Source organism: Microbacterium sp. Y356 (assembly GCF_059445355.1).
The window spans coordinates 1,724,187-1,744,420 of sequence record NZ_JCAIUE010000001.1 but is presented as its reverse complement, the minus strand read 5'-3'; the positions used below and the strand labels follow the sequence as shown (position 1 = coordinate 1,744,420).

General features: G+C 63.7%; 23 protein-coding genes. 16 read left to right on the top strand and 7 right to left on the bottom strand.

The window, feature by feature from the left end; translation table 11 throughout:
* The first annotated feature begins 54 nt into the window (after positions 1–54).
* Entirely contained in the window at positions 55–765 is a 711-nt protein-coding gene (locus tag AC1C2Q_RS08355) for an SDR family NAD(P)-dependent oxidoreductase (RefSeq protein WP_495449720.1), read from the top strand.
* Positions 766–869: 104 nt separating this feature from the next.
* Here AC1C2Q_RS08355 and AC1C2Q_RS08350 read toward each other — a convergent pair whose 3' ends face one another.
* Positions 870–1,721 (bottom strand): alpha/beta fold hydrolase, encoded by an 852-nt coding sequence (locus AC1C2Q_RS08350; protein ID WP_495449719.1) that lies wholly within the window; start codon positions 1,719–1,721, stop codon positions 870–872.
* A 150-nt stretch (positions 1,722–1,871) separates the two neighbouring features.
* Here AC1C2Q_RS08350 and AC1C2Q_RS08345 point away from each other — a divergent pair, with 150 nt between their 5' ends.
* A complete protein-coding gene (locus tag AC1C2Q_RS08345) occupies positions 1,872–2,447 on the top strand; it encodes a TetR/AcrR family transcriptional regulator (RefSeq protein WP_495449718.1) in 576 nt (191 codons plus the stop codon).
* Between the two features lie 65 nt (positions 2,448–2,512).
* On the opposite strand, the gene AC1C2Q_RS08340 is transcribed toward AC1C2Q_RS08345, so the two are convergent.
* The gene (locus tag AC1C2Q_RS08340) at positions 2,513–2,983 is read right to left on the bottom strand and encodes a nuclear transport factor 2 family protein (RefSeq protein WP_495449717.1); all 471 of its coding nucleotides are present in this window, start codon (positions 2,981–2,983) and stop codon (positions 2,513–2,515) included.
* Positions 2,984–3,102: 119 nt separating this feature from the next.
* Between AC1C2Q_RS08340 and AC1C2Q_RS08335 the strand changes: the two genes are divergently transcribed.
* Complete coding sequence (locus AC1C2Q_RS08335) at positions 3,103–3,315, top strand: MmyB family transcriptional regulator (RefSeq protein ID WP_495449716.1); 213 nt, start codon at positions 3,103–3,105, stop codon at positions 3,313–3,315.
* Between the two features lie 10 nt (positions 3,316–3,325).
* Here AC1C2Q_RS08335 and AC1C2Q_RS08330 read toward each other — a convergent pair whose 3' ends face one another.
* Positions 3,326–4,258: an SDR family NAD(P)-dependent oxidoreductase gene (locus AC1C2Q_RS08330; RefSeq protein ID WP_495449715.1), complete on the bottom strand. Its 933-nt coding sequence runs from the start codon at positions 4,256–4,258 to the stop codon at positions 3,326–3,328.
* A 143-nt stretch (positions 4,259–4,401) separates the two neighbouring features.
* Between AC1C2Q_RS08330 and AC1C2Q_RS08325 the strand changes: the two genes are divergently transcribed.
* The 5 genes from AC1C2Q_RS08325 to AC1C2Q_RS08305 all read left to right on the top strand — a co-directional run bounded on the left by AC1C2Q_RS08325 (position 4,402) and on the right by AC1C2Q_RS08305 (position 8,893).
* Positions 4,402–5,196 carry a helix-turn-helix transcriptional regulator gene (locus tag AC1C2Q_RS08325; protein ID WP_495449714.1) on the top strand — a complete coding sequence of 265 codons (795 nt, stop codon included), beginning with the start codon at positions 4,402–4,404 and terminating at the stop codon, positions 5,194–5,196.
* Positions 5,197–5,667: 471 nt separating this feature from the next.
* On the top strand, positions 5,668–6,948 hold the full coding sequence (locus AC1C2Q_RS08320) for an RNA polymerase sigma factor (protein WP_495449713.1): 1,281 nt from the start codon (positions 5,668–5,670) through the stop codon (positions 6,946–6,948).
* A gap of 23 nt (positions 6,949–6,971) precedes the next feature.
* Positions 6,972–7,301, top strand: a complete 330-nt coding sequence (locus AC1C2Q_RS08315) for a YciI family protein (protein ID WP_495449712.1) — start codon at positions 6,972–6,974, stop codon at positions 7,299–7,301.
* 223 nt (positions 7,302–7,524) lie between these two features.
* Positions 7,525–7,914, top strand: a complete 390-nt coding sequence (locus tag AC1C2Q_RS08310) for an ArsR/SmtB family transcription factor (protein ID WP_495449711.1) — start codon at positions 7,525–7,527, stop codon at positions 7,912–7,914.
* A gap of 1 nt (position 7,915) precedes the next feature.
* A complete protein-coding gene (locus AC1C2Q_RS08305; RefSeq protein WP_495449710.1) occupies positions 7,916–8,893 on the top strand; it encodes an SRPBCC family protein in 978 nt (325 codons plus the stop codon).
* Positions 8,894–8,909: 16 nt separating this feature from the next.
* Here the strand turns inward: AC1C2Q_RS08305 and AC1C2Q_RS08300 are convergent, their stop codons facing one another.
* Positions 8,910–9,296 carry a DoxX family protein gene (locus tag AC1C2Q_RS08300; RefSeq protein WP_495449709.1) on the bottom strand — a complete coding sequence of 129 codons (387 nt, stop codon included), beginning with the start codon at positions 9,294–9,296 and terminating at the stop codon, positions 8,910–8,912.
* Positions 9,297–9,353: 57 nt separating this feature from the next.
* Entirely contained in the window at positions 9,354–11,135 is a 1,782-nt protein-coding gene (locus tag AC1C2Q_RS08295) for a sugar phosphate isomerase/epimerase and 4-hydroxyphenylpyruvate domain-containing protein (RefSeq protein WP_495449708.1), read from the bottom strand.
* A 109-nt stretch (positions 11,136–11,244) separates the two neighbouring features.
* On the opposite strand from AC1C2Q_RS08295, the gene AC1C2Q_RS08290 reads away from it, so the two are divergent.
* Genes AC1C2Q_RS08290 through AC1C2Q_RS08260 form a run of 7 tightly spaced genes read left to right on the top strand, consistent with a single transcriptional unit; the run spans position 11,245 to position 17,359 of the window.
* Positions 11,245–11,793: a TRAP transporter small permease gene (locus AC1C2Q_RS08290; RefSeq protein WP_495430640.1), complete on the top strand. Its 549-nt coding sequence runs from the start codon at positions 11,245–11,247 to the stop codon at positions 11,791–11,793.
* On the top strand, positions 11,790–13,064 hold the full coding sequence (locus tag AC1C2Q_RS08285; protein WP_495430639.1) for a TRAP transporter large permease: 1,275 nt from the start codon (positions 11,790–11,792) through the stop codon (positions 13,062–13,064). The genes AC1C2Q_RS08290 and AC1C2Q_RS08285 overlap by 4 nt, the downstream gene beginning before the upstream one ends.
* On the top strand, positions 13,061–14,047 hold the full coding sequence (locus AC1C2Q_RS08280; protein ID WP_495449707.1) for a shikimate dehydrogenase: 987 nt from the start codon (positions 13,061–13,063) through the stop codon (positions 14,045–14,047). Before AC1C2Q_RS08285 ends, AC1C2Q_RS08280 begins: the two co-directional genes overlap by 4 nt.
* Positions 14,044–15,084 carry a DctP family TRAP transporter solute-binding subunit gene (locus tag AC1C2Q_RS08275; RefSeq protein WP_495449706.1) on the top strand — a complete coding sequence of 347 codons (1,041 nt, stop codon included), beginning with the start codon at positions 14,044–14,046 and terminating at the stop codon, positions 15,082–15,084. Before AC1C2Q_RS08280 ends, AC1C2Q_RS08275 begins: the two co-directional genes overlap by 4 nt.
* Positions 15,085–15,094: 10 nt before the next feature.
* Positions 15,095–16,069: a phosphotriesterase family protein gene (locus AC1C2Q_RS08270; protein ID WP_495449705.1), complete on the top strand. Its 975-nt coding sequence runs from the start codon at positions 15,095–15,097 to the stop codon at positions 16,067–16,069.
* A 46-nt stretch (positions 16,070–16,115) separates the two neighbouring features.
* Complete coding sequence (locus tag AC1C2Q_RS08265) at positions 16,116–16,766, top strand: TetR/AcrR family transcriptional regulator (protein WP_495430635.1); 651 nt, start codon at positions 16,116–16,118, stop codon at positions 16,764–16,766.
* 23 nt (positions 16,767–16,789) lie between these two features.
* Positions 16,790–17,359: a sugar O-acetyltransferase gene (locus AC1C2Q_RS08260; RefSeq protein WP_495449704.1), complete on the top strand. Its 570-nt coding sequence runs from the start codon at positions 16,790–16,792 to the stop codon at positions 17,357–17,359.
* A 23-nt stretch (positions 17,360–17,382) separates the two neighbouring features.
* On the opposite strand, the gene AC1C2Q_RS08255 is transcribed toward AC1C2Q_RS08260, so the two are convergent.
* Both AC1C2Q_RS08255 and AC1C2Q_RS08250 read right to left on the bottom strand, forming a co-directional pair.
* Positions 17,383–18,132, bottom strand: coding sequence for a ribonuclease H family protein (locus AC1C2Q_RS08255; RefSeq protein WP_495449703.1), 750 nt, complete (start codon positions 18,130–18,132; stop codon positions 17,383–17,385).
* 172 nt (positions 18,133–18,304) lie between these two features.
* Positions 18,305–18,862 carry a TetR/AcrR family transcriptional regulator gene (locus AC1C2Q_RS08250; protein WP_495449702.1) on the bottom strand — a complete coding sequence of 186 codons (558 nt, stop codon included), beginning with the start codon at positions 18,860–18,862 and terminating at the stop codon, positions 18,305–18,307.
* A 37-nt stretch (positions 18,863–18,899) separates the two neighbouring features.
* Between AC1C2Q_RS08250 and AC1C2Q_RS08245 the strand changes: the two genes are divergently transcribed.
* Positions 18,900–20,162, top strand: coding sequence for an FAD-dependent oxidoreductase (locus tag AC1C2Q_RS08245; protein ID WP_495449701.1), 1,263 nt, complete (start codon positions 18,900–18,902; stop codon positions 20,160–20,162).
* The last annotated feature ends 72 nt before the right edge of the window (positions 20,163–20,234 follow it).

Genomic DNA, 20,234 nt, shown 5'->3' with positions numbered 1-20,234 from the left:
CCTAGGAAAACGCGGCGACTGTCTGACCGGAGCGCGACGGAACAGTGTGGGGATATGACAACGACACTGATCACCGGGGCCAACAAGGGCCTTGGTAAAGAAACTGCACGCCTTCTCGTCGAAGCCGGCCACTTGGTCTGGCTCGGCTCTCGCGATGATGCGCGGGGGCTAGCCGCAGCCAACGAGGTCGGCGCACGTCACGTGCAGCTCGATGTGACCGACGACGGGTCGGTAAAGGCCGCGCTACGGACGATCGCCGATGCCGGCACTGGGCTCGATGTACTCGTCAACAACGCGGGCATCGCGAAGCGCAACGGCGGTGCTGGGGAGTTGCTCGACAGTGCAAGCGTGCTCGAGGTGTACGACACGAACGTGGTCGGCATCGTGCGGGTCACCGAAGCGGCGCTGCCACTGCTCGCCGAATCGGCGAACCCGGTGATCGTCAACGTGTCGAGCGCGCTGGGCTCGTTCTGGGCGACGCATGAGCCGACGCGTCCGGCCTCCCACTTCGTCTCGCTCGTGTACGGATCGAGCAAGGCGGCGGTCTCGATGCTCACCGTGCAGTACGCGATGGCGCACCCCGCGGTGAAGGTCAATGCCGTCGAGCCGGGTATCACCGCGACGGAGCTCGGTGGCGGGAACCCAGGCACTCATCCGGGGCGTCCGGCATCCGAGAGTGCGGAGGTCGTCGCCCGCATGGCGATGATCGGGGCCGATGGTCCCACTGGGACGTTCCAGGAGGATGCTGGCGAGCTCGCTTGGTGACGGCGGAAGGCGAGCATCTCGCCGGGCCTCGGGCGCCCGTCGACGACGAGCGGGGCCTCCCCTAGACAGGTGGGGAGGCCCCGCTCGGCAACGACTGTGCGGCGTCAGCTGGTCGCGCGAGCCGCCGTTTCGATGAGCTTCGCAGTCGCGGTCGGGTGGGAGACGTACCCCGCGTGCGATGCGTTGATTGAGGTGGTCTTCGCACCCATCCGCTCGGCGAAGAAGCGCTGCGCGACGGGAGAGAGGGCCTTGTCCTGGTTGGAGACCTGGTACCAGCTAGGGATCGTCTTCCACGCTGGTACTGCGGTCAGCTCTTCGAGGACCGCAACGTTGGTCGGGCGCTGGGTCGCGGCCATGATGTCGGTCTGTCGCGCGGGCAGATCTGCGGCGAAGATCTGGCGGAACCGCGTCGGGTCGATGGTGGCGTCGAGGCCGCCGGGGTAGGGCCGGACGATGAGCGAGTCGGTCGTCAGCTCGGCGCCCGGGTACTTGGTCGGATCGTTGAACTGGCCCAGGGTCTCACCCTCGTCCGGCGCGAAGGCGGCGACGTAGACCAGGGCGGTGACGTTGTCGGCGCCAGTGGCGGCGTTCGTGATGACGCCTCCGCCGTACGAGTGGCCGACGAGGACCACGTCGCCGTCGATCGTGTCGACGATGCTGCGGACGTAGGCCGCGTCAGTCGCCAGGCCGCGCAGCGGGTTGGCGACGGCGAGCACCGGGTAGCCGTCCTTCTCGAGCTGGGTGATCACACCGCCCCAGCCGCTTGAATCGGCCCATGCGCCGTGCACGAGAACGACAGTGGGTTTTTCGACAGGCGGCTGTCCGGGGTGGGGGCCGTGGCCGGCCTGCGCCGCGCTGGCGCCAGCTCCGAGGGTGAGAGCGAGGGCAGTGGTCACGGCCGCGCTGGCGATGGCAGCGGCGACCCGAGTAAGGCGCCGGGGGATACGAGTGTGCATGGAGTTTCCTTTCATCTGTTGCTCCATCCAAAGGTAGATAGAACGATCGGTACACCGAGTCTGCGCCGGTTCGTCGCAGATGTCAAGACCGATCGTTCTATCTCTCTGCTACTCTCGTAAACACAGCACGTGAAAGGACGAGGTGCACATATGTCGGAGGCACGGACTCGACTGCTCGACACAGCCACTCGGCTCTTCTACACCGAGGGACTGCGCGCCGTCGGCATCGATCGCGTCATCGCCGAGGCGCAGGTCACCCGCGCCACGCTCTACCGGCACTTCCCGAGCAAGGACGACCTCCTCGTCGCTTACCTCTCGCAGGTCGACGAGACGATCCGTGCCCGGATGGATGCCGCGCACACCGCCGGCGCCGATCTGGACGACGTCATCCGGGCGATCGCCGAGGCCATCTCCGACGACATCCAGAGCCCCGGCTTCCGAGGGTGCGCATTCCTCAACGCCGTGGCCGAATACCCGGATCCCGACCACCCGGTGCACCGTGCCGTCCTCGAGCATCGGCAGTGGTTCCTCGACACGATGATCGAGCTGTTCGCTCAGACGGGGAAGATCGACGCGGAGCCGGCAGCGCGTCATTTCGTGATGCTGCGAGACGGCGCGATGGCCGCAGGCTCTCTGACCGACCCGCTGCCGGTCTGCGTGACCTTCCTTCGAGGTGTCGAAGGGCTTCTCGCCTACCGCAGCGGCCTGGAGGAGGACGCCGACTAGGCGCGGCGCCCTCCTCCAGGAAGAATCTTCTTCCAGGATGGGATATGCGAATTGCTTCGCAGCCATCATCCGAGGGACGTCGGCATGCTGAGCACTCGTGTGGGTGTGATGGTCACAACGGCGATCTCGTGCTCGGTGGGGGGCGCCTTGGTCGCTGCGTAGACGGTGGGGTCCGCATATTCGAGGATTCGCACGATGCCGTCCTCGTCTACGTCGAATCGTTCGACGTAGAGGTTCTGATATGGCTCGCCAGAGTGGGACATGACTGCGTCACCTCGCGCTTCGAGGAACACAGTGCGGCCGTCCGCTGATTCGGTCCAGCGCTTGTCGACCCAGGCGAGGGACTGGAACTTCGTAATGTACGCGTCGACGTAGCCCAACACCTCTTCGCGGCCCTCGAAGATCCCTGCCATGTTGTGGTTTCCCGCCACCGGGAACATGTGCGCGACGTTCGGTGCCAGGGTCTCGGCGACTGCTTCCCTGTCTTGTGCCTCCATCGCCGTCACATAGGCCTGCACAGTCTTCAACGCGTTCATAAGTCTTCCTTTCTGGCCCGATCGGTCGCGGGCACCTGTTCGTTAAGGCAAACAGGTGCGGGGACACATAGCCAGGGACCGTTAGTACTAGGGTCAATCCGCGCCGTTCGCGCTCACTGATGCACGCATCGCTTGCACTACCTGTGCAGCCCGCCGTCACGCTGGCGAAAACCTTCGATCACCCGGTGGTCGGGTCAATATCGCTCGACTGCGACGTTCTACATCTCGCCGACAGTGATCAGGACCTCGTCCTCCACACGGCGCCAAGCGGATCCGGTGCGGCCGTGCGCCTTGCGTTCTTGGAAACTGTGGGGCGAGGAGTCGCCATGTGAGCATCTGACGTCACGTTCGGTCGGAGGTCCTTTGAACCTGTTCTAGCCAGGTCCAAAACGCACTTTCACGGTCGGCGTCGTAGGACTCCTTGGATGACGACACCGCCTTCGTTTTGTGGATGTACGCGCCGGTCCCGGCGGTGGTGACGCCGAGGATGGCGTCGGCCAGTTTCCTGCCGGCGGGGACCGGCGTGTCCACGAGGCGAGTGACGGTGAGCAGCGGGACAACTTTGCTCATCAGAAAGGGGAAGGCTCCGCCGGTTTCGCGCGCGAGGCCGGTTCCGACGACGAGACTGGGGTTATAGGAGATGATGTCTATGCCGTCGGACAGGCGTCGGGCCCATTCATGCACCAGGTGAATGCCGCCCAGTTTGCTTGTCACGTAGGCGCGACGTCCAGCTCGGACCCGGCTGGGATGGTCGAATCCTCCGGGCTGAGCGATCTTTGGGATCGACCACCGGGGTGCGGGCATGGTCCCGCCGGTGTGCTGAAGATCACCGAAGTGAGCGTCGCTGACCGTGACGACGATGCGCGCCGGGGCTTGGATGTGGGGGTGCAGTTGCCGGAGAAGCTGGTGCGTGGACATGACGTTCACGGCGAAGGTTCTTTCGTGCCCGTCAACTGTGGCCTCGAGTGCATTGGAGAGGTGGACGCCCGCGTTGAAGACGAGGCCGCGAAGTGGAGGTAGTCCGCCCGAATCGAGAAGATCTTCCAGTTGGGCGCCAGCCGCAGCGACGCTCCCCTTGCTGGACAAATCGACGTCGACAGTCGAGACGTGCGGAGAGATCTTTCGTAGGCTCGGCAGTACCTCGGCTACAGAAGAACCTCTCCCCAGAACCACGAGGTGGATATCAGGGCTGCGACGCAGGATTTCTCGTGCTGCTTCGAGACCGATTCCTCGGGTGGCGCCGGTCATGACAATGGTTTGGGTTGCGGTGGTCATCTCATGCTCCTGGATTGCTGGGCTGATTCTGGTGATCTCATCTTTCGGGATGGCACCAAAAGGAGGAACACCCTGCCGAGGCTGGTACCAACAGGACCACGCAAAAGGGAGTCCGTGGCGGTCGAGCAGAGGAACAATGAACTATGGAGAGACACGGTCGACCAGAGTTCGGAGAATTTCTACGTCACCGACGTGCGCTCATGGTTCCTCCTGGTCGGCCCAACGATATGCGCCTGTCTGTGCGGCGCGTGCCAGGACTACGCCGTCAGGAACTCTCTGACGCTGCGGGAATCTCCGTCGAGTACTACACCCGCCTCGAGCAGGGGCGCGCGCCCCGGCCCTCGCGGGAGATCCTCACCGCGTTAGGGCGAGCCTTCCAACTCTCCACGGCTGAGAATGACCACCTGTTCCGACTTGCCGGTGAACTACCCCCGCAACCGCGAGCGCCTGCAACGAAAATCCGCTCGGGACTCCAACAACTGCTCGACACCCTGGACGACACCATGCCAGTCGCCATCTACGACGGCCGACTCGACGTGCTGGCGTTGAACGCTGCCGCGGCGGAACTGTTAGGGCCCATCTTCGGAGACGGCCCCCACGGCCACAACATCGTCTTCCAAGCGTTCACATCGGCGGGACTCCGCGAAGTGCTCGGCGACGATGGAGCGGAGCAACTCGCCCGAGTGTCCGCTGCCGAGCTCCGCAAAGCACTCACCCGCTACCCCGAAGATGAGAATCTAGGTTCTCTGTTCCGCGAGCTGTCGATGATCAGTCCCGAATTCATCCGTCACTGGGCTCGAGGAGAAATCGGAACCTGGAGATCCGCGCTGAAGCGGATCAACCATCCGACGAGAGGTTCACTCACCTTCGACAGCGAGATGCTGCACGACCCGGAAAACGACCACTGGGTCATGCTACTCACACCCCACCGCGAGTGATCGATCAAGGTTTGGCGCTACTCGCAATAGCCGCGGAAGCAGGCTTCGGTTGGAGCGAGTCCCCGTGATGTGAAGTGTCGAAGTGGTTCACGTCCATTCGTGGTCCGTACGAGGTGAGTGATCGATCCGCATCACCGCCAGGAAACGGAAGGCGCTCTCACGACATGTACAACGACCCCATGATGGCGATTCTTCTGTATCGGATGGACGTGAGGCGTGCCGAGGAGAACATCTCCCATCAGCCGGAACGATTCGATGAAAGAAGGCGACCGATAGTGAAAGTGTCTGTGCTGCGCCGGGTCAGATGGCTCTTGTCGTGGATGCGCGCCTTTTCTGAGCGCCGTGTCGGATCACGCGAGTCTCGTTCGTAGCATCATCAGATAGACGGAAGTGTGATCGCACACGAGGCAGAATCGAGGACTGAGTATTCACGCCAGTGAGGTGAGTTCGACGGGGGGCAACTTGGTCTTCGTGCGCGAGGTAATAACCCGCACCCACCGCGAGGAGTGGGCCCGCATCGTTGCGGGACTCGCACGACGATGCGGTGACCTCGACCTCGCTGAAGAGATGACCGCGGAGGCATTCGCTTCCGCGGTAGCTCACTGGCCCGTCGACGGTGTGCCGCCCAACCCGGGAGGGTGGATCACAACTACCGCGTACAGAAAAGCGATCGATCGGCTGCGGCGCGAGGCGCATCGCGAATCGAAGTATCTGCAGGCGCTCATGATCTATGACCCGACTCCTGCCGAGCCTGTCGGAGCTGTGGAGGATGATCGCCTGCGAATGCTGTTCATCTGCTGCCACCCTGCCCTGACGATGGAGGCACGCGTCGCGTTGACGTTGCGCATCGTGGGCGGTCTTACGGTGTCGGAGATTGCGCACGCCTTTCTGGTGCAGGAGAGCGCGATGGGCCAACGGATCACCCGGGCAAAAACAAAGCTCAAGACCGCCCACATCCCATATCGAATGCCTGCGGCTGTTGATCTGCCGGAAAGGCTCGACGGTGTGCTCGCCGTGCTCTACTTGGTCTTCAACGAGGGCTATTTCGCATCAGGACCAGATACTTCACCGCTCCGCCGAGACCTCACCAGCGAAGCAATTCGCCTGACCCGACTACTGCGGGAATTGCTCCCTGACAACCATGAGACGGCAGGGTTGCTGGCGCTCATGTTGCTGACGGAGTCGCGTGCGGATGCCCGGCTCAGCGCTGACGGGGAAGAGCTGGTGCGGTTGGACGAACAGGATCGCGGACTGTGGGATCAGGCGTTGATTGCGGAAGGCTTGTCGCTCCTGTCGACGGAGGGCGATGTCGTCGGCGTACGGACTCGAGCTGGACGGTTTGAGCTATTAGCGGCTATCAACGCAGTCCACTCGACCGCCTCCCGGGCCCGCGACACACGGTGGGACCGGATCGTGACCCTCTACGAACAGCTGGAACGCGTTGATCCGAGTCCATTCGTCACCTTGAACAAGGCCATAGCGATCGCTGAGTATGACTCACCGGTTGTCGCCCTGTCCATCGTTGAGCGCCTAGGGTCCACGCTCGACGGATCCCACGCATTTCACGTCACTCGGGCCGAGCTTCTGCGCGCGGCAGGTCGATCACAAGAAGCGCTCGCCGCATACGGTGCTGCGCTCGATCTGGCCGGCAACTTAGCCGAAAGAGCACACCTGGTCCGACGGAAAGGCCAACTTTCGTCGTCCTTCCTGCCGGAAACCCCCGGCGAACCAAAGAATGGAGAGATCGAATGAGCAATCGATACCTAGTTATCCACATGACCGACTCAACAGGCACCCCCTTATCGCAGACCGACGATCAGCGGTTGCTCGGCGAGTGGGCCGAAGAAGGCAACGCTGAGGGACGACTACACGACGGCGCCCCTGTGGGAAGCCCCGAACAGGCAAAATCGGTCACCGTTCGAAACGGGCAGGCACTTGTCACCGATGGACCGTTCCCCGAGTTCAAGGAGTGGTTCGCCGGCTACGACATCATCACTGCCGATTCGATCGAAGAGGCCGCCGCATACATGGCCAAGCACCCCACCGCAGTACTCGGGCGGATCTACGTTCTCCCGCTCGTGAAGCTCCCGTGGGAAAAGGAGTGAATGGTCGACGGTCTTAACGAGTAGTCGACACTTTCCGCGCTGAGCACGGCCGGGTATGAATCGACGTGCATGGGTCCGAGACGCCTGTCAGACACCCGGCCGGGACGATTCGCGTCGATGATGCCACGTTTCAGCAGCCCCTAGAGCTGGTTTGTGTCACCGCAACGTATTCCCGACATCCGACTCTTGACGCCGCCTCCGTTTCGTCGTAACGTACAACCAAATGGTTACACAACGAGAATTGAGCGAAGCGGAGGTCGACCGTGTGTTTCACGCACTGGCGGCATCCACTCGGCGCGACATCCTGCGCCGAACGATCGAGCGAGAGCACTCTGTCTCGACGCTCGCGTCCGAGTACGAGATGTCCTTCGCGGCAGTGCAGAAGCATGTCGCCGTGCTCGAAGCCGCGAACCTCATCATCAAACGCGCCGAGGGACGCGAGCGGCTCGTCCGCGCGAATCCTGAAATGATCGCCAGGGCCACGGCGCTGCTTGCCCGCTACGAAGACCTATGGCGAACTCGAATCTCTCGCCTCGACGACCTGCTCGCCGAACCGCACGACAACGAATCGCACGACAACGACAACGAACCGCACGACAAACAAGGAGAGTGAAATGCCTGTCACCGATGTCACCACAGACCCGCAGAAGCTGACGATGACCCTCATCGCCGATTTCTCAGTCCCGGTCGAGCGCGTCTGGAACGTGTTCACTGATCCGCGCCAGCTTGAGCGCTTCTGGGGCCCTCCCGGGTGGCCGGCCACGTTCACCGAGTTCGATCACCGCATCGGCGGGCATGCCAGGTATCACATGACCAGCCCGCAGGGTGAGAAGCCGGCGGGCGCGTGGGAGTTCCTTGCGATCGACGCACCGAGTCGCTTTGAAGTGCTCGACTTCTTCGTCGATGAAGATGGGAAGGCCCTTGAAGACTCCCCCTCGATGCGGATGACGTTTAACTTCGAGGCCACTGACGCTGGCACCCGCATGACGAATGTGAGCCACTTCGAATCTGCTGAAGCGCTCGAGCAGATCATCGCGATGGGCGGCATCGAGGGAACCACGACGGCGATGGCCCAGCTGGATCTCGTACTCGCCGACCTGCGCGAGTACGCACAGGGCAAGGGCACCCGCGTCGAGTTGCTCGACGACACTCATGTGCGGATTACCCGCCTGGTGAACGGCCCGCGCGACCTCGTCTGGCGCGCCCATCACGAACCCGAACTCATGAAGCAGTGGCTGCTCGGTCCTGACGGATGGGAGATGACGGAGTGTGTCATCGCCACCGCGCCCGGAGAGACGCACCGCACTGCGTGGGCGCCTGTCGGTGACACCGAGGGCGAAGCCTTCGGGTTCGAAGGAGAGGCTGTGCTCGTCGACGCTCCGCGCCGCGAGGTGAGCACCGAGCGGATGCAGGGGATGCCAACGCAGACCCTCAACGACCTCAACCTCTTTGAAGAGGACGGCGCGACGCTCATCACATTGCTGATCGAGTACCCCGATAAGGAGACCCGCGACATGATCCTCGCCACCGGCATGGCCGACGGCATGGAGGCGTCGTACGCGCGGCTCGAGAGCATGGTGCTGGTCGCATAGCGCAGTTCTGGTCGACTCAGCGCTTTGCGCGGGTCGACCAGAATGCCGCCCACACGAGCACAGGCTGGAAGAACAGTCGCACGAAGCGCTTCATCTCGGTATCGAGCCCGAAGCCATCACGGTGATGCATCCACTGCGAGACGTTCCCAGGGAATACGGCGATGAAGAACAACGCCGCGATGACTCCGACCAGGCCGCGCCGACGTCGGGCGAACAGCAGAGCTGAGCCGAGCCCGATCTCGAGGCCGCCGGATGCCAAGACCGTGGTGTCCGGATCGAGCGGCACGAACTCAGGAACCTGCGCCTGAAACTCGCGACGGCCGAAGGTGAGATGCGAGACGCCGGCGAACACGAGAAAGCTGCCGAGCCCGATGCGGGTGATGGTGCGCGCGCGAGAAGTCATGGCATGACACTACGCGTGCGCGACGGCGTCAGTGCAGGTGCTTGACAAGAGTGCGGTTCACCGAGTCATCGCCCGCTGGGCAGCGAGCCGGATCGGGGCATTTGCTCCCCCGTAGCCGTCGTACTCGCCGCGGCGCTCGACCACCTCGAAGAACACGTCGCCGATCGTGCGCGTGTAGAAGTGGATGAACTCACCCGTGGCATCCCGGTCATAGAGCAGATCCAGGTCTCGCAGCGATGAGAGCAGTTCTTCCGAAAGACCGAACCGAGCCGACAGGTCGTCGTAGTAATTCGCCGGAATCCGCAGATGATCGATGCCCCGCTCACGTGCATTCCGCGCGACGGTGAAGACGTCATCGGTCCTGACTGCGATGTGCCGCGCGGGCGTCGGCGCCGTGGGAGGCGCCAGGTTGATCGGCACACGCACGATGCCGTCTGATGTGCGCATCACCTGACTGCGAATAAGCCCGCGAGGGCCAGGAACGTCGGCGGGCGGGTCGGCGTGCAGCGAGAGCACGCTCGACATGAACAACACGGCCTCATCGAAGTCTTGCCAGGCATAGGCGAGGTTGATGTGATCGATTTCGCCGACCAAACCATTCACCGCACCCGTACCGCCATCGAACTCCTGCAGCCACGACTCTGCGATGGGCAGCGAGCTCCAGAACACCTGCGTTCCATCGGGCGCAGCGACGCCACGCAGCGCTTGCTCTCCTTCATACGTCCGACGGAATATAGCAGTCGAACCCAGCGCGATCGCACGGTCGACAGCAGCCTCGGCATCCTCCACCAGTAGTCCGATGCCCGACAGTCGTGGCTCATCGTGACGCACCTGCTCGTTCAGGATCACGCGCGCGGAACCCGCACTCCACAGGCGAACGGGTTTGGTGCGGTGACGTCCCTTGAAAGCAAACCCCAACTGCGCGAGCAGCTCGTCGACTTCGGCGAGATCTGCCCCTGCCACCTCCACGAAGTCGAGACCACTCACCTCTGACGCAGCGACCAAGCGCCCGTCATCCCAGTCGTTCGCGGCAGCGGTGCGATCGGCCAACCACACCAGCGATCGTTGCGCATGTGCGGCCGTGCGCACCGTATCGGTCTGGCGATAAGTGTCATTGAACACCTCGAGCGACCACGGTCCGGTGTACCCGGCTCGCACCACGTGCGTCATGAACTTCACCAGATCGAAGTCGCCCTCGCCGGGAAAAAGCCGATGATGCCGACTCCACGACAGCACGTCCATGTCGAGTGTCGGAGCATCCGCCAGTTGCAAGAAGAAGATCTTCTCGGCATCGATCTCCTCGATGCCAGCTGGGTCATGCCCGAGCGAGAGAATGTGGAAACTGTCGAGGCAGATCCCGAGGTTGGGCCGATCGGCCTTCTTCACGATCTCCCAGGTGCGTCGGTAGTCATCGACGTACTTTCCCCAGGCCAGCGCCTCATATGCGAGGCGGATGCCGTACACCGCTGCCCTGTCGGCCAGCTCACCCAACTGCCGCGCTGCCACCTCATCGTCGTCGATCGTGGCCGTACCGACGTTGCTGCAGACAAGCATCAGATCGGTGCCGAGGCGCTTCATGATCTGGAACTTCGCCTCGGCCCGCCTCAGCGTGTCGGCGAAGACGTCGTCGGTGACACCCTCCACGTCGCGGAACGGCTGGAACATTTCGATCCGCAGTCCGAGTCGATCACAGAGTGCCCGAATCTCTTCTGGAGACTCGGGCGCGGCGATGAGATCGGCATCCATGATCTCGACTCCAGCGAAGCCGGCTTCAGCGCAGGCATGGAGTTTGTCGACAAGTCCACCAGAGAGGCAGACGGAAGCTATTGAGGTGAGCATGGCAGTGAACGTACCAGTTTGTACATTAATTTCCCAGAGGTGTTGCCCAATCAATGTACTAACCGGTACATTCGGTTCTGCATCACTCAACTCGAGGGACAAAGGCGTCGTGACTCAAGAACATCAACCCCAACGCACCGGCACACTGCGCCGCATCGCGCGTGTCATCACCGGCATAGAACTCACCATCGGCGCTGTCGCCGTGATGGTCATCTTGGTTCTGGTTTTCTACCAGGCACTGCAGCGCTACCTGCCGATCGAGAGCATCGCGTGGACAGGTGAGCTCGCCCGCTTCGCCCTGCTCTGGGCAACCTTCTCCGCGATGGGCATACTCGTCACGAGCCACGGCCACATCGCCCTCGAGCTCGTCGACTCGATCCGCAACCCCATGGTGGTGCGCATCATCCAGGTCTTCGCACTCCTGGTCGTCGCTGCTGCCGGTTTCGGGCTCAGCCTCGAAGCATGGGCACTCGTCTCGACTCAAGGAATCGTGAAGTCGCCCGTGCTGCGCATCCCGATGTCGTGGGTCTACGTCCCCGTACTCATTGGCACGATCAGCACCACAATCCGCGCGCTCATCTCGGCATTCGATATCGCAAGAAACGGCCCAGTGGCCGCCGATGTCGAAGAAGATCTCCCGGAGGCCGCAGGACTATGACTCTTCTCCTTCTCGCCCTCGCGATCGCTCTGCTTCTGGCGCTGCGCGTGCCGGTGCCCTTCGCCTTCCTCGGCCCGTCGCTGGTCTATATGGCCATCGAAGGCCAGTCGGTCGGCATGGCGCTGCGCACAGTCACCAACGCAGCCAGCAGCTTCCCACTGCTTGCCGTCCCCCTGTTCATCTTCCTCGGCGCACTCGCCAATCACGCCGGCATCGCAGACCGCCTCTTCCGGTTCGCTCAGGAGGGGCTCGCGAACATCCGTGGAAACCTCGGGTATGTCGCCGTCGGTACCAGCGTCGGCTTCTCCTGGATGAGTGGCTCCGCTGTTGCGGATGCTGCGGCCCTCGGCAAGGTTCAGATCCCCGCGATGATCCGCGCAGGGTACGGTCGCCGCTTCGCCACTGGGGTGTCAGCAACCTCATCCCTCATCGCACCAGTCATGCCCCCGAGCATCCCCGCAGTGATTTACGCCGGGCTCGCCGCCGCGTCGACTGGAGCACTGTTCGCGGCATCCGTCATCCCCGCCATACTCATGGCCATCGGCATGTGCATCGTGGTCTGGGTGCTCGTGCGGCGCATGCCGAACATCAAGAAGGGCACCTTCAACAAGGCCGAGTTCCTGGACTCGACGAAGGGCGTCATCCTTCCTCTCGTCGCGCCGTTCATCATCCTGGGCGGCATCCTCGGCGGATTCTTCACCCCGACAGAGGCGGCCGCCGTCGGCGTCGTCTACATCATCTTCGTCGGCCTGGTGCAGCGCTCGCTGAGCCTGAAGAGCTTCATCAAGGCGCTCACCGAGACCGTCACCATCACCGCGTCGATCATGATCATCGTGGCCTCCGCCTCGCTGCTCGGCTACATCCTCGCCCTCGAGCGTCTGCCGCAGATGATCACCGAGCTGGTCTTCACAATCACCGACAGCCCGACGGTGTTCCTCATCCTCGTGACCGTTGTCATGTTGATCCTTGGCACTGTCATCGACGCGACGGCCATCCTCGTGCTCACCGTGCCGATCATCCTGCCGATCGCGAACCAGATCGGTATCGATCCGATCGTTCTCGGTGTGCTGATGATCTTGTCGCTCATGATCGGCCTGCTCACCCCGCCGGTCGGAACCGTGCTGTTCGTCACGGCCGCGGTGTCGAAAACGCGCATCGGCGACGTATTCCGCGGATCGTTGCCGTTCATCATCCCGTTGCTCGTGATCTGCGTGCTCATCATCGCGTTCCCGAACGCCGTGATGTGGCTGCCGGGGGTGCTGGGGCTATGACGTTCGCGCCGCCTGCGACAGTCGTCGACGCTCGCCGTAGGGCCGTGCTCATCGGCCTGATCGGCGAGGGCGTGACTCCATCGCTCACGCCGGCCATGCACGAGCACGAAGGCGCGCGGCACGGCATGCACTACGTGTATCGCACGATCGATCTTGCGCCGAATGAGGGCACGACTGAATCGCTCAGCGCGCTGCTCGCCTCTGCCCGCCGCCTCGGATACAACGGGCTGAACATCACGCATCCGATCAAGCAGTCGATCGTTCCGCTGCTCGACGATCTCAGCGACAACGCACGTGCGGTGGGTGCGGTGAACACGGTCGTATTTACGGATGCCGGAACTGTCGGCCACAACACCGACGTGACGGGTTTCGCCGCCGCGTTGAAGGATGCCTTTGGGGCGGAGCGACTCGGACGCGTCGTGCTGCTCGGCACGGGAGGTGCTGGCTCGGCGGTCGCGACGGCCTTGGCGCAGCATCCAATCGATGAGCTTGTGCTGATCGACCAGCTGACTGCGCGTGCCGAGGTGCTCGCCGCGCAGGTTCGCGCGCTGCGCGGAGCGAATGTGGCCGGAGCGAACGTGAGGGCGGCCGGCGTCGAAGATCTGGCGGCCCTGCTGGGTGAAGCCGATCTGATCGTGAATGCGACGCCGATCGGCATGGCCGCTCACCCCGGAACGCCGTTCGATGTGGCGCTGTTGCCGGACAGCATCCGCGTCGCGGACATCGTCTATCGCCCCGTCGACACCGCACTGTTGCAGGCAGCACGCGCCCGGGGCATCCGCACCATGTCTGGGCTCGGCATGGCCATGCATCAGGCGGCTGACGCCTTCGAGATTTTCACGGGGGAGCGCGCAGACCGAAAGGCGATGCTTGCCGACCTGAATGACCTGGTCGCCACTGAGGCGACCATGAACCCCGCCACGCCGGGACCAGCACTACAGACAGCACCACCAACAGCAGCAGAAAGAGGAGAACAATCATGAATGCACGACGCACTCGGCGAACAATGTGGCTCGCCCTGGTCGCGGCACCGGCAATGATGCTGGTCGCCTGCTCGAGCGCAGGAGACGGCACCACCGGATCCGACGCCGGTGACGGCGACGCCGCCGCCACGCAGAAGCTCACACTCGCCCACAGTTACAACGAAGACCAGCCGCAGCATCGCTGCGGCGCGCAGGTCATCGCCGATGAGGTCACAGCCGCAGACGTCGGCCTCGAGATCGAGATCTTCCCGTCCAGCCAGCTCGGAGGCGACGCCGACCGCATCGCCGCGGTCGCATCCGGCGACATCGACATCGACATCCAGGGTGCTTCGGCACTCGGCGCGGTCTATGAGCCGATCAGCGTGCTCGACGCCGCCTATGCCTTCGACGATGCCGACCACCTGGCCGCCTTCATGGCGAGTGACGCCTCCGACACCGTCACCGCGGATTTCGAAGAGGCATCCGGCGTGCACACGCTGGGCGCATGGTCGGCGGGTGCGCGGCAGTTCACCGCGAACGTCCCGATTCGTACGCCAGCGGATCTGGAGGGTCTGCGCATGCGCTTCCCCGGTTCGCCGCAGTTCCTCATGAACGCCAAGGCGCTCGGCGCTGAGGCCACCGAGGTCGCTTACGAAGAGCTCTACCTCGCGCTGCAACAGGGCACCGTTGATGGTCAGGAGAACCCGATCACCAACATCGTCGCCTCGAACCTGAAAGAGGTTCAGGATTACGTCAGCATGAGCTCGCACCAGCTCAACACCAACCTGGTGATTATGGGCCCGATCTGGAACGACCTCAGCAGCGAGCAGCAGGAAGCCCTGACCGCGGCCACTGAGAAGGCCGTCGCTGAGGTCACCACCTGCGTCGCCGAAGACGAGGAGACGCTCCTCGAGGAATGGCGTACCGGTGATGACTGGGAGGTCATCGAGGATGTCGATCGCGACGTATTCAGTGAGAAGGCCGAGGAATACCTCTCCGGCGTTCTGACCGGCGATTCGCTCACGGTGTACGAGGCAATTCGCTCCACCTCGGAGTGATTCTTCCTGCATGACGCGTTCGGTACCGACGTTCACGGGGGAGGTGAACGGAGATGCGCTCGGGGTGACTCTCATCCACGAGCACATCTTCGTCACCGACCCTGAGCTCGATGTGAATATGCCTCATCCGGAATGGGATGAGCAGGCGATGATCGAACGCGCTGTGACGCTTCTGACGAAACTGTACGAGCAGGGCGTGCGCACGGTCGTGGACCTCACCGTGATCGGACTGGGCCGTGACGTGCGGCGGGTGGCCGAGGTTGCGGCACGTGTGCAGGTGCAGATCGTGGCTGCGACCGGATGCTACGCCGCAGAGGTTCTTCCGCCGTTCTTCAGGCTGAACGGGCCGGGGCTCGTCGTCGACGGCCCTGACCCGCTCGAAGCCCTCTTCGTTGGTGATATCGAACGGGGGATCGCAGGCACTTCGGTGCGCGCGGGGATGATCAAGATCGCCTCGGATACCGCGGGCCTGACGCCCGACGCTGCACGAGTGTTCGCGGCTGCCGCTGCGGCACATCTGCGTACCGGTGTTCCGATCACGACGCATTCGCATGCGGCATCCCGCGGCGGATCCGCGCAGCAGGACGAACTGGAGCGCCTCGGCGTACCGCTCGACCGAGTGGTGATCGGGCATAGCGGCGACTCGACCGACATCTCTTACCTGCGCGGGCTCGCCGATCGCGGCTCGTTCGTGGGCTTTGACCGCTTCGGAATGGAGCACGTCGCACGCGATGAAGATCGTGTGCGGATGCTGCTGCAACTGCTCGATGCCGGATACGCCGACCACATCGTACTGTCGCACGACGCTGCCGTGTTCAGCAGAGTGACTCCGCCGTCATGGCGTGCCGCCCACGTGCCGTCGTGGCATATGTCGCACCTGTTCGACACTGTGCTGCCCCAGTTGAGTGCGGCCGGGGTCGACGAGGCCACACTGCAGCAGTTGATGGTGGTGAATCCGCGGCGCGTGCTCGCGGGTGAGGCATGATGTGTGCACAGGCAACTGATCAGGGTGCCGAGGGGAACGAGAAGTGATGACGGATGCCGTGACCGAACCAGTGGTGCGCAAGCGCGATGCCGAGCGCACACGTGCGGAACTGCTCGCGGTCGCCACTGAAGCCTTCGCTGAGTCAGGTTACGCGGGCACCCGGGTCGACGAGATCGCCGAGCGCACGCAGACGACGAAGCGGATGATCTATTACTACTTCGGCGGCAAGGAGCAGCTCTACCTCGCGGTGCTCGAGAACGCGTATCGCGGCATCCGTGAAACCGAGCAGTCGATCCACGCCGGCGATCTGCCACCCGTTGATGCGCTGCGCCAGATCGCCGAGCTCACCTACGACCATCATCGAAATCACACCGAGTTCATCCGGTTGGTCTCGATTGAGAACATCCACCACGGTGAGTTCATCAAGCGACTTGACGGGCTGCGCACTCTGAACCAGCCAGCCGTTGATGTGCTCGAGGTCGTGCTTGAGCGCGGGCGCGAAGAGGGCACTGTGCGCTCGGATGTCGACGCCCTCGACGTGCACCTGCTGATCAGTTCGTACTGCTTCTTCCAGGTCGCCAATCAGCACACGTTCGGGTACCTGTTCGACCGTGACCTGCTCGCCGAGGAGCGTCGCGATCACCTCCGCTCGATGATCGGTGATGTGGTCGTGGCCTGGATGACTGCCGGGGTGTGAGTCTTCTCTGGTAGAGAGGGAGCATGGAACTCATCGACCTTCTGCGCGAACTGGATGCCGGACGCACCATCACGGGCGCCTCGCCGCTGCACGAAGTGATGCATCGAACCAGTCAGGAGGCACTGCGCATCACTGGCGAGTTGAACGGCGGCTATCACGAGCCACAGCGGGTGCGCAGCCTGCTGGCCGAGCTGATCGGGAAGCCCGTCGATGAGACAGTCACACTGTTTCCGCCGTTCTCATCGGACTTCGGCAAGAACATCACCTTCGGCAAGCGAGTGTTCATCAACTCCGGATGCAAGTTCCAAGACCAGGGTGGCATCACTATCGGCGACGACTGCCTTATCGGCCACAACGTCGTCATCGCCACGCTTAACCATGATCTCGCGCCGAGTCGTCGTACCGACCTGCATCCCGCTCCTGTCGTGATCGGACGTAACGTCTGGATCGGGGCGAACGCGACGATTCTTCCAGGAGTAACGATCGGGGAGGATGCCGTGATCGGTGCTGCTTCGGTGGTCACCAAGGATGTCCCCTCGAAGGCAATCGTCGTCGGCTCGCCAGCGAGGTTCATGCGCTCAGTCAGCGACTGAACGATCCCTGACCCGGTCGAAGGTCAGATCAGGCGGCGCAGCGCCTCTTCCAGCGAGATTCCCTGGGCGTCGGCGCGGTCGCGCAGTCGCGCGTGCTCATCGGATGTGAGCGTGACGCGCAGGTCGACGGGCCCCATCTCGGTCTCGAGCGAGTCGTCCAGACTGTCGAACAGACTGGATGCTTCGGCCCACAGTGGAGCGGCGGCTGGGGCTGCGGCGGGTGGGACTGCGACGCGTGGGGCTGGAGCGGATGCTGCGACGGGCGGTGCGACAACCGCGGCGGCGGGCGCGGCGGCGCTGGCACCCGATCCCATGGTGAACCCTGGCCCACGCTTCGGCTCCTGCTTCGCCTGGTATGCCTTCGCGGCAGAGTTCGCGCGCACATCTGCGGCCTCGTTGAGATCGTGGCCGGCGTGACCCTTGACCCACTCGAACTTCACGTTGCGGCCCTGCATCGCCTCGTCCAGCGACTCCATGAGCTCGCGGTTCAGTACAGGGGCGCCGTCGGCCTTGCGCCATCCGCGGCGCTTCCATCCCGGCATCCATTTGGTGATGGAGTCGATGACGTACTTGCTGTCGCACATGATCAGCAGCGGCTCGTCCGTGCCGGCGGTCGCGATCAGCAGCTCGAGTACCGCCTGCAGCTCGCCCTGATTGTTGGTGCCGTGCGGTGAACCGCCTGCTGCCCAATTCGCATCGTCGATGTACCAGGCCCAGCCATTGGGCCCGGGGTTTCCCAGGGCGGAGCCGTCTGCCGCGGCGGTGATCGTCATCCTTCAACCGTACGATGCCGTGCCGGTGTCCTCCGACCGAATCGGGCGACGATGCGTGCGCCAACCTCGGAGATGTGCACGTTCCTCGGAGGAATCGCGCGAATTCGTCCGACGGAAGCGCACATCTCCGAGCGAGGCGCTCGGCATCCGGCGCCAGGCAGCGGGTCAGGCGTCAACGCAGCATCGACAGCAGATGCTTCGCCACCTGCGCGGGTGTGAGCGCGGTCATCGCCGGCAGCTGAAGCACGTAGCGCGCGAAGATCACGCCGATGATCGCTGTCGCCATCCGGCGGGCGCGCTCCTGACCGAACTCCGCCACCAACGCCGTGAACACTGTGTGCTGCAGGTACGACATGAGCGCCGGCGAGCGTTCATCGCCGGTGGCGAGACGACGGGCGAACTCCACCAGACGAGCACCGTTTTCCGGATGCTCCCACACGGCGACGAGTCCGCGCACGAGCCGAGTGAGATCGATGTGCCCGTCCTCATCGGTCGCCGCGGCGACGACGTGATGCGGGGCCGCGCGCAGCGAGACGGCTGCTGCGATCAGAGCGTCTCGGGAACCGAAATGGTAATTGACCAGGGTGTGACTCACGCCCACCTCGTCGGCGAGCATCCTCGCTGACGTCGAGGTCAGGTCTCCGGCTTCGAAGTGCTGATGCGCGGCATTCAGCAGTCGTTGACGCGCAGTGGAGTCGCCCCGTGGCCGGCCAGGAGATTTATTGACCATGCTCGCATCATGACACGCACGGGGCGATCGTGAAGGTATGAGCATCCACATTGATACCGACTGCGTGATCGTCGGCGGGGGCCCCGCCGGACTCATGATGGCGCTGCTCCTGATGCGCCAGGGACTCGAGGTCACGGTCGTCGAGAAGCACGCCGACTTCCTGCGCGATTTCCGCGGCGACACGATCCACCCCTCCACCCAGGAGCTTCTCGGCGAGCTCGATCTTCTCGACGAATTCCTCACCAGACCGCACGCCGACATGCCGCGCGTCTCGATCAGCTGGCACGGCACCGTACTGACGCTGGCCGACTTCACCCACCTCCCCACCCGGCGCAAGGTCATGACGTTCATGCCGCAGTGGGACTTCCTCGACTTGCTGGCCGACACCGCATCGCGGCATCCGGGATTCCATCTACTCCGTTCGACCCGGATCGATGGGCTCACTCGGGAAGGCGGCCGCGTGGTCGGCATCACGGGCTCAGGGCTGGATGGGCCAGTCAGCGTCCGCGCCCGCCTCGTGGTTGACGCATCCGGTCGCGATTCGGACATCCGAGCGGCCGCCGGTCTCAACCCGATCGGAGGCGCCGCGGCGATGGACGTGCTGTGGTTGCGGCTCGTCAAGCACCCCGGTGAAACCTATCCGTTCGTTCAGGCGGGGGCGGGCATGATCATCACGATCGATCGCGGGGAGTTCTTCCAGATCGCGCACGTGATCCCCGCGGGCAGTTGGACGGGTGTGCCGGACGACGTCGAAAGGATGAAGGAGCGCATCGCGCGCATCTCACCTCGAATGGGAGAGGCCGTCGTCGATACTTCGCTCGACGATGTGCACCTGCTGCAGGTGCGACTGGAGCGGCTGCGCCACTGGTACACCGACGGGATGCTGTGCATCGGCGACTCCGCCCACGCGATGTCGCCCGCCGGAGGAGTCGGCATCAACCTTGCGATCCAGGATGCCGTGGCGGCCGCCCGCATCCTCGGCCCGATTCTGCGAGAGGGCCGACCGACCGTTTCGGATCTGCGGCGCGTGCAAAGGCGTCGAAGCCGTCCGACCCGCATTACGCAGTTCGTTCAGCGTCGCATGCAGCGCCCGCTGATGGCAGAGCGTGCCCCGGACGGGCCGCTGCCACTGCCGCTGCGACAGTTGCGCGATCACCCCGTGCTGACCCGACTCACCGGACGGTTCGTCGGGCTCGGCGTGCGGCCGGAATCACTCGTCGGAGGGCTCCGGCGGCACCACCGGGACGGAGATCGAAGTGACGCCCGTTCCCAATCCGAGGCTGAGCGGGGAAACGTCTGACTCGGGCAGGGAATCGACGGATCCCTCGCGCTCCAGCGGCTCGCCTGGCAATGCGGCCCAGGAGGTCTTCTC

Coding starts and splice junctions, on each gene's coding strand:
- AC1C2Q_RS08340 (WP_495449717.1), bottom strand. CDS start 2,983: ATGAACGCGTTGAAGACTGTGCAGGCCTATGTGACGGCGATGGAGGCA.
- AC1C2Q_RS08280 (WP_495449707.1), top strand. CDS start 13,061: ATGACGTTCGCGCCGCCTGCGACAGTCGTCGACGCTCGCCGTAGGGCC.
- AC1C2Q_RS08305 (WP_495449710.1), top strand. CDS start 7,916: ATGCCTGTCACCGATGTCACCACAGACCCGCAGAAGCTGACGATGACC.
- AC1C2Q_RS08325 (WP_495449714.1), top strand. CDS start 4,402: ATGGAGAGACACGGTCGACCAGAGTTCGGAGAATTTCTACGTCACCGA.
- AC1C2Q_RS08295 (WP_495449708.1), bottom strand. CDS start 11,135: ATGCTCACCTCAATAGCTTCCGTCTGCCTCTCTGGTGGACTTGTCGAC.
- AC1C2Q_RS08275 (WP_495449706.1), top strand. CDS start 14,044: ATGAATGCACGACGCACTCGGCGAACAATGTGGCTCGCCCTGGTCGCG.
- AC1C2Q_RS08260 (WP_495449704.1), top strand. CDS start 16,790: ATGGAACTCATCGACCTTCTGCGCGAACTGGATGCCGGACGCACCATC.
- AC1C2Q_RS08300 (WP_495449709.1), bottom strand. CDS start 9,296: ATGACTTCTCGCGCGCGCACCATCACCCGCATCGGGCTCGGCAGCTTT.
- AC1C2Q_RS08310 (WP_495449711.1), top strand. CDS start 7,525: ATGGTTACACAACGAGAATTGAGCGAAGCGGAGGTCGACCGTGTGTTT.
- AC1C2Q_RS08265 (WP_495430635.1), top strand. CDS start 16,116: ATGACGGATGCCGTGACCGAACCAGTGGTGCGCAAGCGCGATGCCGAG.
- AC1C2Q_RS08250 (WP_495449702.1), bottom strand. CDS start 18,862: ATGGTCAATAAATCTCCTGGCCGGCCACGGGGCGACTCCACTGCGCGT.
- AC1C2Q_RS08350 (WP_495449719.1), bottom strand. CDS start 1,721: ATGCACACTCGTATCCCCCGGCGCCTTACTCGGGTCGCCGCTGCCATC.
- AC1C2Q_RS08315 (WP_495449712.1), top strand. CDS start 6,972: ATGACCGACTCAACAGGCACCCCCTTATCGCAGACCGACGATCAGCGG.
- AC1C2Q_RS08355 (WP_495449720.1), top strand. CDS start 55: ATGACAACGACACTGATCACCGGGGCCAACAAGGGCCTTGGTAAAGAA.
- AC1C2Q_RS08345 (WP_495449718.1), top strand. CDS start 1,872: ATGTCGGAGGCACGGACTCGACTGCTCGACACAGCCACTCGGCTCTTC.
- AC1C2Q_RS08255 (WP_495449703.1), bottom strand. CDS start 18,132: ATGACGATCACCGCCGCGGCAGACGGCTCCGCCCTGGGAAACCCCGGG.
- AC1C2Q_RS08285 (WP_495430639.1), top strand. CDS start 11,790: ATGACTCTTCTCCTTCTCGCCCTCGCGATCGCTCTGCTTCTGGCGCTG.
- AC1C2Q_RS08245 (WP_495449701.1), top strand. CDS start 18,900: ATGAGCATCCACATTGATACCGACTGCGTGATCGTCGGCGGGGGCCCC.
- AC1C2Q_RS08330 (WP_495449715.1), bottom strand. CDS start 4,258: ATGACCACCGCAACCCAAACCATTGTCATGACCGGCGCCACCCGAGGA.
- AC1C2Q_RS08270 (WP_495449705.1), top strand. CDS start 15,095: ATGACGCGTTCGGTACCGACGTTCACGGGGGAGGTGAACGGAGATGCG.
- AC1C2Q_RS08335 (WP_495449716.1), top strand. CDS start 3,103: ATGCACGCATCGCTTGCACTACCTGTGCAGCCCGCCGTCACGCTGGCG.